Here is a 13,816-nt window from a genome sequence, read left to right as displayed (position 1 = left end):
CAGAGTAATCGTCGACCAAAACGGAGTTGGCTGGTTTGGGTGCGTCTATAGGCCAATTCAACCGCATCGGATTTGCATATCGTGCGGCGCCAAACCCGATCCGTACGGCAATCTGCCATGCCCTTGTGGGCAGAGGGAAGAATCATGCTGACGAAACTCGGCTTCTGGGCGCTTGGCGTGATCTCAATGGGAACATTCATGGTCTTGGTGGATGTGTGGCTCTATGCACGTCACGCCCTACCCCCGACCTTGCATCGCCGTAGAAAGCACCGTGACGCCGATCCTGCAACATTCGGAGTAGAGGCGGCGTATCCGCGCGATGTGCATGATGGCTCTACGCAGGATTAGCTGTAGATTCAAGCATTTACGATGGACTCCTAACGACATATCCGGTATGATATCCGGCATCAATTCGGAGCGACACATGGCAAGTTTCAGTGGTTTCCGACGACGTGAAGCGCGGGCGATTAACTCGGGCGATCTCCGATGGCGCGACACCGGCCCGACCGACGCCGATTACATTGCAGCACGGGGCCTGTCTGGCGATAAGCTAGGTTCGCTACTTGAGCGCCTGAAATGGGCACACGATCACACGGTCTACGGTCGCTGCGTATTCCTGCTGGGCGAGCGGTTCTATGAGCGTCGCAAGCGGAATGTGCTGAAGGCGCTTTGCCATACGGCAGTGAGGGAGTGGCTTGCAGACAATTGCCGCAAGTGCGGGGGGCGCGGGATCGTGACCAACAAGCATGGCGTCATCAACGAGTGCACCAAATGCAACGGAACCGGGTTGCATCAGCATACGGAATTCGAGCGCGCACACATGGCAAACCTGGCGGCCGGTTCATGGAAGAAGCATGAAAGTGATTATGAAATCGTTCTCGAATGCCTTCGCGGCGCTGTGTCCTCGCATAGAGTCGGCGCGATGAAGGCTTTTGGGGTGATGGAAGAAGCGGCGGAGGTTGTGTGATTGATCTTATCGCCTCAACCCTGCGCAATCCCATCGTCGCCGGCCTCGGTACGGCAACAGTCTTAGGCGGCATCGCTTACCAACTGCGCCAGATTCCCGCGATGATCGGCGGCGCGCTGCTTCGCTCGCTTACTGTCGAATTGACGGTGTCGAACATGGACCCGACATTCGCGTGGATTGATCGCTGGCTGTCGGCGCAACCGTACGCACGCAAGACGCACAAGGTTACACTGCGCTCGCCGGCCGACAACAACTCCATTATGTCGCCGGGTCAATCGGATTCGATGCCCGCCTATTTTCTGGCTCCGGGCGTGGGGCCGCACTGGTTCATCTGGCGTCGGCGTATTCTCTTCATCAACCGAGAGGAAGGCGACAAGCCGGGTGGCAACAAGTCCAACATGCGCCCCATCGAAAAGATCCACTTCCGCACATTCGGACGCTCACAGGCGATCCTGCGTTCCCTGGTGGCAGAGGCGCACGACATCACGATGCAAAGCTCGCTGGTGTCGCTCCGCATCTGGAATGGTTACTGGAACACGATCCGAGGCCGCACACCGCGCCGCATCGACACGCTGACCCTGAAGGCTGGGCAGATGGACCGAATCCTGGCTGACCTCGCATGGTTCATGGAATCGCGGGAATGGTACGAATCGCGCGGTATTCCCTACCGTCGCGGCTACCTGTTCTCCGGGCCACCGGGAACCGGCAAGACATCCATCGTTCTCGCCTTGGCGGGCCACGTGCGTCGCCCGGTATGCGTTCTCAATCTTGGATCGGTTGACGACGATGACGCGCTGTTCTCCGCGATCACTGAGGCCCCATCCAATGCGATTGTCCTGATTGAGGATATCGACTGCGCCCAGGCGACCAAGATCCGCGCCGTCGAGAAAGACCCGAAAGAGCCCGAGAAGGAATCGCAGGGCGTTACCAAAGCAGGATTGCTCAACGCACTGGATGGAATCACGACACCTGATGGCCGCATTTTCATCATGACGACCAATTTCGCCGAGCATCTGGACGCCGCGCTGATTCGCCCCGGCCGGGCTGATGTGCATGAGCGGTTCGAAAAACTGGAAGCGCGCGAACAGGTTGTGATGGCGAGCCGGTTCTACGGCGATTGCGGATTTGCTGCATTGCCCGAACCCGTCTCGCCCGCTGCCATGCAGGCCGCGTTCATGGTTCACCCTGACGACTGGCAGGCAGCACGCTCCGATTTGGTGGCGAAAGAAGCAGCATAAATAATTGTTGTATACACCTAACTTTCGTCATATACTATCCGGCAGCGAATCCTAATATTGACTTGAAGCCAGGTCCGGACCATAAGGTTGTCGCGCACGTCGCGGTGATCCCGGAGCAACCAGCCAAGAGCCCTAGATAACATCGCAAAAATCGCCCTTCGATGGCGAAGCTTTCCCGAAATTTCCCCGAACCCGCCCTCACCCGGCGGGTTTTTGCGTTTCAGGCATGCCATGGCTCTCTCCTCGCACTTGTACGGCGATCCGATGGATATTCTCGCCGCCAAGCAGGCCCGCGAACGTCGCCAGGAACGCCAGCCAGTCCAGAACAGCCCATTACCCGAATATCCGCGTCGATGGGAAAGCGAACCCACCCCACCCCACAAGCCACTAGAACAATGGTTGGCAGAAGAAGGGCAACCGCGCAAACGCAGTGCGGCATGGATGGCGTTAGAGGAATTGTTTAAATGAGCGGAATGATTCTGAAAGCAACCGATCTGGATTACTCCGATCTGGAGAAGTTCGGCCGCATCACGATCGACCACACCTCGCGCGGCGTTGAAATCACCGTGGACGGCTTCCAGTTCGCCAGTGGTGGTACGTGCCGCGAGCACAACACCAAGGCGCTCGCATGGGCGCGTGACGTGCTGGCAGCGAAGATCTCAGCCAATGCGCTCGTCCCTGGCGGCTTCATCACCTCGATTGCCGATATGGATCAGGATGAGCTCGATGCGGAACGGGCCAAGAAATGAACCTCGAAGCCCAGCAACTGATCGACAGCCTCGAAGCGGACATCCAGCGCATGAGGATTGACGAGGCGCTGAAGGCGTCGCTTGTGGCGCGGCTGGATGCTCTCCGAAGGATGGTGCTGTGATGACCGACGCTGAGAAGATTGCCGAGCTTGAGCGCCGGGTCGATCGCCTTGAAAAGGGCATCCATCGCAATGGCGAGGTGCCTACCCCACCGATTACCTGGCCAATCATGCCAACGATGGGCGCTAAGCCGCGCTGTTCTAAATGCAATATTGAGTTGGGCTCCCCTATTGGGTACGTCTGCCCGAATTTCGGCAGTTGCCCTACTAGGCTGGCTGGCTTCAGTTGCTCCACTGCGGGCGCACCGGCCTAAATCATGATCCCCATCGCCGAATACCTCGCCGCCTGCGCTGCTGCAATAGCGCAATTCCACCTTGCCGCGGCCAGTGCCTGGGTGGCTTGGGGTGATTGGCTGCTGCCGGATTGATTTGCCGTCACGCGTAGGACGGCTACGCAGAGCACACCCGGGCGGCTCTATTCTCCTCCTCGGCCCTCACCGAGTTCGCTGCTTCGGCGGCGCTTTTATATTGTCCCGTAGCTCAGTTGGTAGAGAGGGTGCAGAGCACTGGAAGTGAGTTCCTTTGCTCCGCTTAGCCGGTCGCTGGTTCGAATCCAGCCGGGACGACCTGTTTTGGATGGAAGAAGTGAATTCTTCCGGCACTTTGCGCCCCTGGAAGAAACGAATGCCACGCAAGAAACGGGAAAGCGTCGAGAATATTTCTCCATTGCGCCCTGCTCCGCCAGAAATCCTCTTCGACGAGAGCAACTGGACAAAACACTTCGTGCCGGCCGATGGCCTCGCCGAGTGGGTAGCCAAGACCCTGATGGATGAATCCTCACCGCTCTATAACGAGGATCACAAACATCTCCACTACGCCGACATCGAATACCTCTGGGCTGCAGTCGAGAACAAACGCCAGATGCGCAGGGTGGTCGGACAATGCGAGGAAGTCACCTTCCGTTGTGGAGCGTGGCAGAAGGGCCGGCAGGAACAGCAGATGAAGGAATGGTTCGGGCGAGTCCCGGCCTACCTGATTACGCTTGACGCCAATTACGCGCGGGAGTGCTCCGACATTGAGTTCTGTGCGCTCATCGAACACGAACTCTTTCACATCGCACACAAGCCCGATGAGTTCGACCAACCGGCCTTCACCAAAGACGGTCTCCCCAAGATCGGCATCCAATCACACGACGTCGAGGAGTTCGTTGGCATTGTTCGCAGGTATGGAGTCGGCGCCGCTGCGGGCAAAACGGCTGCTCTCGTTGAGGCGGCAAAGCGTGCGCCGGAGATCGGAAATGTGGATATTGCGCGGATGTGCGGGACTTGTTTATTGAGGGCGGCATGACGGATCTGACAAAGACATACCGGAACAGCGGCGACATGGGATTAACCACAATCCAGGGCCTTGAAGTCGAGATGACCAAGGGCGTCGTCGCATGGGATGAGAGTTGCCCTGAGCACATCAGTCCTCTGCGCTGGAAGATCACGGTTGCTCCGACCACGGCTCAGTTGTCGATCCTCCTGCGCGATATGCCGGACATCTTCGATACGGTCGATCCTGAGGGCGAATAACTTTTACGAAGAGAATGTCATGGGACAAAAGCGCATTGATGGCGTGACATATGAGGCGCCGTTAGTTTTGGCGGAAGCTTACATGTCTCCGGATGACATCGAAGTTCACAAGTTAGCCGCTCGTCAGCGAAGCGAAATCATCGGCCTGATGTCCGAGAAGATTCGGGAATTGGGCGGAGATCCTGATTCTATTTGGGACGAATGGTTTCGCAGGAATGGTCAGCCGGTGATCGCCGCATAGCCCTTACTCACCTCTTACGGAATGAAAAATGGCAACGCTCACGGAGGACGTGAAAGCGTTCATCGTGCAAGCGCTGGCATGCTTTGATACTCCCACACAGGTTTCTGAGGCGGTTAAGGAAGAATTCGGCCTGGAATTGACGCGTCAGCAGATCGCATCGTATGACCCCACGAAGAAGACAACGCGCGGGCTCGCGAAGAAATGGCAGGCGATTTTCCATGAAACGCGTAAGACCTTCCTTGCCAACACTGCAGCCATTCCGATAGCCAACCAGTCTTTCCGCCTGCGTGCGCTTCAAGGCATGTACGAGAAGACATCGCGCCGCGGCAATTACGCAATGGCTGCGCAACTCATTGAGCAGGCGGCGAAAGAGGCTGGCGGTATGTTTGCGGCTCGGATTAGGGCCGACGACGAACAGACTCCCAAACTTGCCGACCCGGATCCAGATGTATGAAGGAATCCGTCAAGCTGCAGAAGCTTCACGAGCGCCAGATCGAGATCGCCCAAGGGTTCAAGCAGCATAAGAAGGTAGTGATCCGCTGCGGTCGACGCTTCGGGAAAACTAGTTTGCTTGAGCGGTGCGCTGCGAAGTGGGCGTTCAATGGCGAGCGCGTCGGCTGGCTCGGCCCGAAGTACAAGCTGAATGCGCCGACGTATGGGAACCTAATCCATACGCTCAAGCCGGTCATTCAGTCCAAGTCCAAGATCGACCAGCTTATCCAGCTCAACACGGGCGGGCTGGTTGAGTTCTGGACGCTGGAGGATGAGAACGCCGGCCGGTCACGCAAGTATCACAAGGTCATCGTTGACGAGGCGAGCCTCAAGGCGAAGGGCCTGAAAGAGATCATCGATCAGTCGATACGTCCAACGCTGCTGGACTATAACGGCTCGATCATCATGGCCGGTACGCCGAAAGGCATCGACCCTGACAACTATTTCTACGAGGCATGCACCAATCCTGTTGAAGGCTGGGTCGAGTATCACGCCCCGACCGCATCCAATCCGCACCTGGACCCGGATGTTGTCGCGAAGCTGATTCATGACTACCCGCCGCTGGTCTACCAGCAGGAATACCTCGCTGATTTTGTGGACTGGCGCGGCTCGGCATTCTTCTCTGAGCTTAGTCTTCTCGAAGATGGCCAACCGGTCGACTATCCGGTCAAGACGGATCAGATATTCGCGGTCATCGACACCGCCCTCAAAGACGGTCTCGAGCACGATGGGACTGCGGTCATCTATTGCGCCAAAAGCAAATATGCAGGCCACCCTCTCATCATTCTTGATTGGGATCTTCTCCAGATAGAGGGATCACTGCTCGAGAGCTGGCTTCCAAGCGTCAATCAACGCTGTGAGGAACTGGCAATCCAAACCAAGGCGCGGCAAGGCAACGTCGGCGCGTGGATCGAAGATAAAGCATCGGGCATCGTACTGCTGCAACAGGCGGCGCGACGCAGTCTGCCCTTCTATCCGATCGACAGTAAGTTGACTGATCTTGGCAAGGAAGGCCGCGCGCTGTCGGTCAGCGGGTACGTTCACCGCGGCGAGGTCAAGATCAGTCGGTATGCGCACGACAAGCTTGTGAACTACAAGGGGCAAACACGCAATCACCTGGTATCTCAGGTCTGCGGGTTCCGCATGGGGACGAAGACGCCCCACAACATGGACCTTTTAGATACCTTCTGTTACAGCATAGCTATATCATTGGGTGATACGGACGGGTATTAACAGATAGATTGTAGTATGCTGTTAGCTCCTTACTACTGGGGCTTGAGATGACAGCAAAAGGCGTGGTCACTGGAGTAAAAGCGTCTAACCGGATTGAGCTTGCGGGGCAGAAGTTCGGGCGGCTTACCGCCATTAGGCCGCACCGTAAGCCGGGAATAGAAAAACTCTTTTATGAGTGTGCATGCGATTGTGGCGCTGCGGCGATAGTGGGATCGCAGAATCTCCGGAGAGGGATGACACAGTCTTGCGGTTGCCTTCAAAAAGAGCGAGCAAAGGCCGCATCTCTCCAGCACGGCATGTCGCATACGCCCATCCACAACACATGGATGAGCATGCTCCAGCGCTGCAATGATGCGCAATGCAAGGCTTACATGGATTATGGCGCCCGTGGCGTCAAGGTCTGTGATCGCTGGATGACGTTTGAAAACTTCCTCGCAGATGTCGGCCTCCCGCCGCAGAAGGGACTAACGCTTGACCGTTATCCAAACAACGACGGCAACTACGAGCCGGGTAATGTCCGCTGGGCCACAAAGAAAGAGCAGGCCAACAACCGCCGATCGAGCCGGATGCTCGATTTCAATGGCGAGACTTTAACGGTGGCTCAATGGGAAGACCGGCGCGGATTCCGGCGCGGCCTTATCCATTGCCGCCTTCAAATGGGATGGACCGCTGAGCGCGCCATTACCCAGAAACCTCGATACGGTCAAACTGACTAATCGCCGGGCTTATAGCCTTGGCAATCGCAAGGCTGATAAATGAGCGGAAACAACGAAGAGGGAGGCGCGGCCACACTCGGGGTATCGATGGGCAACAACTCCCCGCTCATGAAAATCCTGATGGCTGAGGATATCCAGCCGGGGGATTCGCCATCGTACGAGTTGTGCAAGACCATCCTGGCCTTCCACCCGATCGGCGCCAAAATGGTTGATGCGCCGATCAAGAAAGCGCAGTCGCAGAAGCGCACCATCAAAATTCCCGGTGGTCCCGAGAAAGACCTGATCAAGGCATTCGAGAAGGAATGGGAACAAACCGGCAGCATCGGTGCGGATAAGGTCATCGCCAACGTGATGCGCACGAGTCGCGCATATGGCGCCGGGTCGGTTGTAGCGGGCGCGCTCGATTTTCCAACTGACGAGCCGCTTCCGATGGATCGGCTGCACGAACTGGATCTGTACTACAACGTCCTGGATCCGCTGAATACGGCTGGCTCGCTGGTTCTGAATCAGGATCCGAACGCGCCCGACTTTCAGAAGCCGCAGCATATCCGCGTGGGAAAGGCGGATTACCACCCTTCGCGCGCGGTCGTCATGCTCAATGAGCAGCCGATCTATATTGAGTGGTCGAATAGCGCGTTCGGCTTTGTGGGCCGCTCTGTTTATCAGCGCGCGCTCTATCCGCTGAAGTCGTTTGTCCAGTCGATGATCACTGACAACGCCATCCTTGAGAAGGCGATGCTGCTGGTGATGAAGATGCAATCGCCTGGCGCAGTGATCGACCAGCAGTCGCGCGCATGGTTCGGATTCAAGCGCCAGGCACTCAAAGGCGCGAAGACCGGCAATGTCATTTCGATCGGCGTCAATGAAAGCATCGAGTCGATAGATCTGAAGAACGTCCGGGATGCTGCTGAATTCGCGCGCAATAATGTCCTAAAGAACATCGCCACGTCGGACAACATGCCGGCGAGCCTGATCAATCAGGAAACGCTGGCCGAGGGATTTGGCGAAGGCACTGAAGACGCCAAGGTGATCGCGGAATACATCGCCGAGTTCCGCAAGAGCATGGCTCCGATCTACCGCTTCTTTGACAACATCGTCATGCGGCGGGCATGGAATCCGGATTTCTACGCATCGATCCAGCGCAAGTATCCTGGCTATGCGGATACGCCATACGAGACCGCGTTCTACGAATGGAAGAATGCGTTTGAAGCCGAATGGCCGAATCTGCTGGTCGAGCCCGACAGCGAGAAAGCCAAGGTAGACGACATTGTCATGAAGGCCGCAATCGCCATCGTGGAAGTGCTCTCGCCGATGCTGGATCCAGAAAGCAAAGCAGATCTCGCGTTGTGGCTGGCTGACATCATGAATGAGCGTGAACTGATGTTCTCGGCGCCACTCGAACTGGATCGCGAGGCGATTGCCAATTATGTGCCGCCTACGCCGATGACAGAGAGTGAACCTGAGCCAATGGTCGAATCGGGGCGCACATGAGTTCCCGCACCTTCCAGGAAGTTCTGACTGAGGCGGTGCGGGATATCTCCGAGAACGGTTACGACGACCTGACCCGAATCAACGAGTGGCTCAAACGCCTGCGCATCGCTGCATTGGTTGATCTGCCGACCGAGGAAGAGGTGCGCACCCGCATGGAGCTGGCGATGGACGCAGTGTTCCGTCGCAACTTCACCAAGACGGCGATGCTGCGTCATCACCCTGGCGTGCCGCTCTTCACCATTGAACGCATCAAGCCTCAGCTTCGCTCGGAGTTGGACCGGCGCATTCTCGCAAGCGTCAACCTGATCAAGATCAATCGCGAGCAGGCTGTTGAAAAGATGTTGCAGCGTGCTTCTGGTTGGGCGACATCAATTCCTGATGGTGGCTCGCGTGTGGTCGACAAGATCGACGTCAAGGAGGGCATCGCCAAGTCGATCAAACAGGTTCGCTACGAAGAAAGGCGCGTCACGATCGACCAGGGGCATAAGTTGATTTCATCCATCAATGCGGTGATCGCCCAACAGACCGGAGCCATTGCGGCAGAGTGGAATTCGCGCTGGAAACGCCCGGGCTATGACTATCGCAAGGACCATAAGGAACGTGATGGCAAGATCTACGCCATTCGCGGGTCTTGGGCGATGGAGCAAGGCCTGATCAACAAGGGCGACGGCTACACGGACGAGATCACGGCGCCGGCCGAAGAAGTCGCGTGCCAGTGCTCATACACCTATCTCAATGCCCTTCGCGAACTGCCTGATCGCATGCTGACCGAGAAAGGTCGGAAACTGCTCGAAGAAACTCGTATCAAGCGCAAAGTCGCTGCCTGACCCAGCGCCACCCCACACGAAGCCACCCATCCGGTGGCTTTTTCTTTTGGTAAATCGGAATGCCTCTCGAACAAGGATCGTCGCGCGAGGCCATCTGCCATAACATCGCGACCGAGATTAACGCAGGCAAAGATCCGAAGCAGGCGGCAGCCATTGCATATAGCGAAGCCGGCGAAAGCCGCCACGATTCTGTCATGTCTGCCAATTGCGCTGGCATCCTCTTCCGCGCCCCCGGTCCGCAATACCTGCTCGTCAAGCGCAGCGACACGGGTGAGTGGGAGCAGCCGGGCGGGCACATCGAAGCGGATGAATCGCCCGAAGAAGCCGCAGGGCGTGAGTGCGTCGAGGAAATCGGTTCGTGCCCTGACGGTGATCGATGGGCAATCCGCATCACGAAGAATCCTGATGGTGGCGATTACACGTGCTTTCAGCAGGAAGTCGACGGGACATTCGAGCCAAAGCTAAACGATGAGCATACCGAATGGCAGTGGGTCTTCCCTGACGCACTTCCCGAAAACACTCACCCCGAAGTAGCCAGAACCATTGCGCTGGTCACCGGCAATGAACTGGACATCGCCAAACGTATTGCCTATCGCGACCTTCTCTCGCCGCAGCGCTACGAAAGCATCTGGCTTTTCGATCTGCGCATCACGGGCACGGGCACGAGTTACCGCACGGCGCTTGATGAGTACTCGTACCGCACACCTGAAGAGTTTCTGACCGAGGAATTCAGAGAGCGCTGCTACGGCCTGCCCGTCATTTTCGAACACCCCAAGAAGGGCGGTCTCGATACCGACGAGTTCCGCGACCGCTCCATTGGCTCGGTCTTTGTGCCCTACCTCACGACTGACGAGGTGCGGGGCGTTGTGAAGATTTTAGATGCGGACGCCGCTCAACTCATGTTGACGACGCACGCATCGACTAGTCCCGCGGTTGTCTTCCGCGACGCGGGCTCGGCTGTCTCCGTTGATGTTGACGGCAAGACGGTTCTTATCGAAGGCAAGCCGTCCTACCTCGACCACCTCGCAATCTGCAAGGAGGGCGTGTGGGACAAAGGCGGCGAGCCCAGCGGAGTCAACACTGGAGAAACTCAAATGGATGGAATTGAAGAGCAAGTCCCGGCCTGGGCCGATGCGCTGGGTAAGCGCTTCGATGAGGCATGCACGACGTTGGGTGCGCGGCTGGATGCACTCGAAAACAAGGGCGGCGATCAGATGCCTACCGCCGAACTGACTGCCGACTCGGCTGCCAGTGAATTGGGCGTCGCAGAGGTCGAAGGTCGCAAGGAGCATGCCCTCGAGGCTGCTGCTTTGGCGGCCGGCGAGCATGAAGAAACGGCCGAAGCGAAAGCTGCCCGCGAAGCCAAGGAACGAAAGGACGCTGAAATGCTGATGGATTCAGCCCGTCTGGATTCGGAAGAAAAAGCCGAGAAAGAGCGTCTCGAGAAGGAGCGCAAGGATGCCGCGCGCGCCGACTCGCAGGCTCGCGAGAATGCGGCGCTCAAGGCCCAGATCAAAGCCATGGACGCGCGGCTCACGTCATTGGCAACACCGCTCTCCCCGTCCGACCGCGACGCTTTGAGCGCTGCTCAATCCCGCTGGGATTCGGTCGCTCAGATGTTCGGCGAAACCGTCTCGGCTCCGTTGCATGGCGAAAGCCCGATCGCGTATCGCAAGCGTCTTGCGGAGAAGTTCAAGAAGCACAGCCAGAGCTTTAAGGCCATCCGCTTCGATTCGATCGACGATGAGTCGTTCACCGGTATCGAGGCGCAGATCCTCAACGACGCACAGGCCTACGCGCGCAGCCCCGCTGTATCGCCGGCTGGCCGGTTGATTCCGATCGTTCGCCACGACAGCGCCGGTCGTCAGATCACCGAATGGTCGGGCGATATGGACGTCTGGCTGAACCATTTCAAACACCATGGCATGGTCGCCAAGGTACTGCGTCCTTCGAACGGAGCTCGATAAATGATTAACTTCAATCCGGCGCTCACCTCGGCGCCGCAGAACACCTTCGTCCAGTCGACGGAAGGCTACGTCGGCGGCACGTTCTTCGACGATCCAAGCACCAAGAACTGGCTGATGAGCGGCGTTGTTGCTGCCAGCGTCACGCAACCCGTCTGGGGCGGCATGGCGATCACCGAAGAAGTCGCGACGGTGAACGCAAACGCATTGGGCAACTCGCTTGTGCTGGCTAGCGCCGCAGGCAACTTCACCGGCATGACGGTCTTCAATCAGGCCAACAACATGGTGATCATCCCGGGCAACAGCGTGCAGCAAGCCGTTGCGGGGATGACGGTGAATTTTTTCCGCACCGGCTCGAATGCCCGCATTGCCGTCTCCGTGCTCAGTTCCATCGTTGCCACACTAGATAGTGGCGCGATCAACCAGACGCTGTACTGGGACCCGGCACTCCAGCAACTCACGGCATCGGGTGCGAGCGGCGCGTTTGCATTGCCGGCGACGACTCGCATCCTTTCGCTCAATTCCAACAGCCAGATCGTTAGCTACAACTCGGGGACCGGGGCATTGACCTGGACGTCGGGCGCCGCTGCGATGATCTCGATCTAAGGAGCCCATCACATGGCAAACCTCTTCCCCGCACAGACCCGGGTCTCCCCGCATTTCTCGGAGCCGGACCTGATCGTCACCTATGCCCAGGCGTCGGGTGCATTCGCCGCCCTGCAAGGCGGCAAGCCGCGCGTCAAGATCAGCAAGGACGATCTGTACGTGTACATCAATGCACTCGATCTGCGCACTGAGACGCTTTCGGCGCAGGCTGGTGCCAACTACCTGCCTTCGGCAACCCTGAAGGGCACGTACTACGGTACGCAGACGTACCTCGTACGTACCCGCTCGATCTGGGATGAGCAGGACATCGCTGCGGCTGCTCACTATGCCGTAAGCCTGCCTGCCGCACAGGATCTGGCGGCTCGCCAGGGCATCTATCAACAGATGCGTACAGGTCTGCTTTACGGCTATCAACCGGCGAACGGCGAAGGCCTCATCAATACGGCTGGCGCTACTTCGGTCACGCTTCCGCCGGATGAGTACGGCAACACAACCGTCGTCACTTACGACAACGGTGCAATGTCGCTGTGGCTGCTGAGCCAGATCGTGAACCTGAAGTCGGGCATGTATCAGTCCGGCGCGCAGATCACGAACCGCATCCGCTTCATCGGCCCGCAACGCGTTTTGCTGCAGTTCCAGCTCGCCAACATCGTTCAGGTGGTGGCATATCAACGTCCTGGTGCAGGCACGTCGACCACGGCTGAAGTGGTTCAGAACGTGGCGCGTGAAGCCGGCGATGAAGTCGAGTATTACTACGACGATACGCTGATCGGCAAGGGCGCGGGCGGCGCGGATATGGTCATCATGACCATTCCCGAAATCGAGCAGCCGGATATGCCGGGGATCAACACCAACGTGTTCGGCGATATCCAGCCAGCCACGAAGGCGGTGAACCTGCAGTACGCCGACATGGCTGCTCCGATGAAGATCCCGACTCCGATCCCGGACGGGGCGATCACCGAAGTGCAACAGATGAGAATAACCAGTGGCTGGTGTATCAGACCCCAAGGACTCTATCTCTTATCGTTGCCGTATTAGGATTTAGAAGCGTAAAATGACGAAGCCCCAAGCGACTGCGAATCGCGAGGGGCCTCTAAACCTGAGAAACCTATACAAGAGGCCCTCATGTCTACATCCATTGTAGCATCCAAAATTTGCTCAACTTGCAAGATCGAAAAGCCGTTTTCGGCATACGGGTTCAAGGATAAGAGCAAAGGTTGGCTCCGATCATATTGCAAAGAATGTCAGAGCATCGCTCATTCGGCATGGAACAAAATCAACTCCATCGCTACGAGAGTGCATGCGCGCAAGTGGAAATCCTCCAATAAAGAGCAGCACCTCAAATATTGCAAGCAATGGAACCGGGAAAATCCGGAGTCCGGGAGACTTCAAAGACGGAAACGTCGCGCCATTGAAAAGTCTGCTCCTGGAACGCATACCGTAGCAGACATCAAGCGCCTGTTAGGTCTTCAGCGCGGATGTTGTGCCGTTTGCCATAAGCCTCTGAATAACGTCTACCACGTCGATCATAGAATTGCGCTCGCGCGTGGTGGCTCCAACGACTGGATGAATTTGCAGTTGTTGCACCCACGCTGCAACATGCGGAAGCATGCGAAAGACCCAATAGAATTCATGCAAGAGCAAGGTTTCCTGCTCTAG

General features: G+C 57.4%; 18 protein-coding genes and 1 pseudogene. All 19 read left to right on the top strand.

From position 1 onward, the window contains the following. The first annotated feature begins 144 nt into the window (after window positions 1-144). The 19 genes and pseudogenes from BLQ92_RS17305 (at window position 145) to BLQ92_RS17225 (ending at window position 13,816) form a co-directional block, all read left to right on the top strand. Window positions 145-348 (top strand): hypothetical protein, encoded by a 204-nt coding sequence (locus BLQ92_RS17305; RefSeq protein ID WP_143016613.1) that lies wholly within the window; start codon window positions 145-147, stop codon window positions 346-348. Window positions 349-424: 76 nt separating this feature from the next. After that, window positions 425-967: a hypothetical protein gene (locus BLQ92_RS17300; protein WP_090685757.1), complete on the top strand. Its 543-nt coding sequence runs from the start codon at window positions 425-427 to the stop codon at window positions 965-967. Continuing rightward, the gene (locus BLQ92_RS17295) at window positions 964-2,205 is read left to right on the top strand and encodes a BCS1 and AAA domain-containing protein (RefSeq protein ID WP_090685756.1); all 1,242 of its coding nucleotides are present in this window, start codon (window positions 964-966) and stop codon (window positions 2,203-2,205) included. The genes BLQ92_RS17300 and BLQ92_RS17295 overlap by 4 nt, the downstream gene beginning before the upstream one ends. Before the next feature lie 264 nt (window positions 2,206-2,469). Further along, window positions 2,470-2,673: a hypothetical protein gene (locus tag BLQ92_RS39415; protein WP_143016612.1), complete on the top strand. Its 204-nt coding sequence runs from the start codon at window positions 2,470-2,472 to the stop codon at window positions 2,671-2,673. After that, entirely contained in the window at window positions 2,670-2,954 is a 285-nt protein-coding gene (locus BLQ92_RS17290) for a phage capsid protein (protein WP_143016611.1), read from the top strand. The genes BLQ92_RS39415 and BLQ92_RS17290 overlap by 4 nt, the downstream gene beginning before the upstream one ends. Next, window positions 2,951-3,076 (top strand): hypothetical protein, encoded by a 126-nt coding sequence (locus tag BLQ92_RS41095; RefSeq protein ID WP_260858720.1) that lies wholly within the window; start codon window positions 2,951-2,953, stop codon window positions 3,074-3,076. The genes BLQ92_RS17290 and BLQ92_RS41095 overlap by 4 nt, the downstream gene beginning before the upstream one ends. A gap of 466 nt (window positions 3,077-3,542) precedes the next feature. Further along, window positions 3,543-3,639 (top strand): annotated as a pseudogene (locus BLQ92_RS17285). 58 nt (window positions 3,640-3,697) lie between these two features. Then, window positions 3,698-4,360 (top strand): putative metallopeptidase, encoded by a 663-nt coding sequence (locus tag BLQ92_RS17280; protein WP_090685754.1) that lies wholly within the window; start codon window positions 3,698-3,700, stop codon window positions 4,358-4,360. Then, window positions 4,357-4,587, top strand: a complete 231-nt coding sequence (locus BLQ92_RS17275; RefSeq protein ID WP_090685753.1) for a hypothetical protein — start codon at window positions 4,357-4,359, stop codon at window positions 4,585-4,587. Before BLQ92_RS17280 ends, BLQ92_RS17275 begins: the two co-directional genes overlap by 4 nt. Window positions 4,588-4,606: 19 nt before the next feature. Continuing rightward, window positions 4,607-4,828, top strand: coding sequence for a hypothetical protein (locus BLQ92_RS17270; protein WP_090685752.1), 222 nt, complete (start codon window positions 4,607-4,609; stop codon window positions 4,826-4,828). 28 nt (window positions 4,829-4,856) lie between these two features. Next, entirely contained in the window at window positions 4,857-5,282 is a 426-nt protein-coding gene (locus BLQ92_RS17265) for a DUF2280 domain-containing protein (RefSeq protein ID WP_090685751.1), read from the top strand. Beyond that, a complete protein-coding gene (locus tag BLQ92_RS17260) occupies window positions 5,279-6,553 on the top strand; it encodes a hypothetical protein (RefSeq protein WP_090685750.1) in 1,275 nt (424 codons plus the stop codon). The genes BLQ92_RS17265 and BLQ92_RS17260 overlap by 4 nt, the downstream gene beginning before the upstream one ends. A 47-nt stretch (window positions 6,554-6,600) precedes the next feature. Further along, window positions 6,601-7,269 carry a hypothetical protein gene (locus tag BLQ92_RS17255; protein ID WP_143016610.1) on the top strand — a complete coding sequence of 223 codons (669 nt, stop codon included), beginning with the start codon at window positions 6,601-6,603 and terminating at the stop codon, window positions 7,267-7,269. A gap of 39 nt (window positions 7,270-7,308) precedes the next feature. After that, window positions 7,309-8,760, top strand: coding sequence for an anti-CBASS protein Acb1 family protein (locus tag BLQ92_RS17250; protein WP_244896656.1), 1,452 nt, complete (start codon window positions 7,309-7,311; stop codon window positions 8,758-8,760). After that, complete coding sequence (locus BLQ92_RS17245) at window positions 8,757-9,587, top strand: hypothetical protein (protein WP_090685748.1); 831 nt, start codon at window positions 8,757-8,759, stop codon at window positions 9,585-9,587. The genes BLQ92_RS17250 and BLQ92_RS17245 overlap by 4 nt, the downstream gene beginning before the upstream one ends. Window positions 9,588-9,646: 59 nt before the next feature. Beyond that, window positions 9,647-11,554, top strand: a complete 1,908-nt coding sequence (locus BLQ92_RS17240; RefSeq protein WP_090685747.1) for an NUDIX hydrolase — start codon at window positions 9,647-9,649, stop codon at window positions 11,552-11,554. Beyond that, complete coding sequence (locus tag BLQ92_RS17235; RefSeq protein WP_090685746.1) at window positions 11,555-12,157, top strand: hypothetical protein; 603 nt, start codon at window positions 11,555-11,557, stop codon at window positions 12,155-12,157. Window positions 12,158-12,169: 12 nt separating this feature from the next. Next, window positions 12,170-13,195: a DUF2184 domain-containing protein gene (locus BLQ92_RS17230; RefSeq protein ID WP_090685745.1), complete on the top strand. Its 1,026-nt coding sequence runs from the start codon at window positions 12,170-12,172 to the stop codon at window positions 13,193-13,195. An 87-nt stretch (window positions 13,196-13,282) separates the two neighbouring features. Next, complete coding sequence (locus BLQ92_RS17225; protein ID WP_090685744.1) at window positions 13,283-13,816, top strand: HNH endonuclease; 534 nt, start codon at window positions 13,283-13,285, stop codon at window positions 13,814-13,816.

Source organism: Paraburkholderia phenazinium (assembly GCF_900100735.1).
GTDB classification, from domain to species: domain Bacteria; phylum Pseudomonadota; class Gammaproteobacteria; order Burkholderiales; family Burkholderiaceae; genus Paraburkholderia; species Paraburkholderia phenazinia.
The sequence above is the reverse complement of the archived record's forward strand: the minus strand, read 5'-3'. Positions and strand labels throughout refer to the sequence as shown.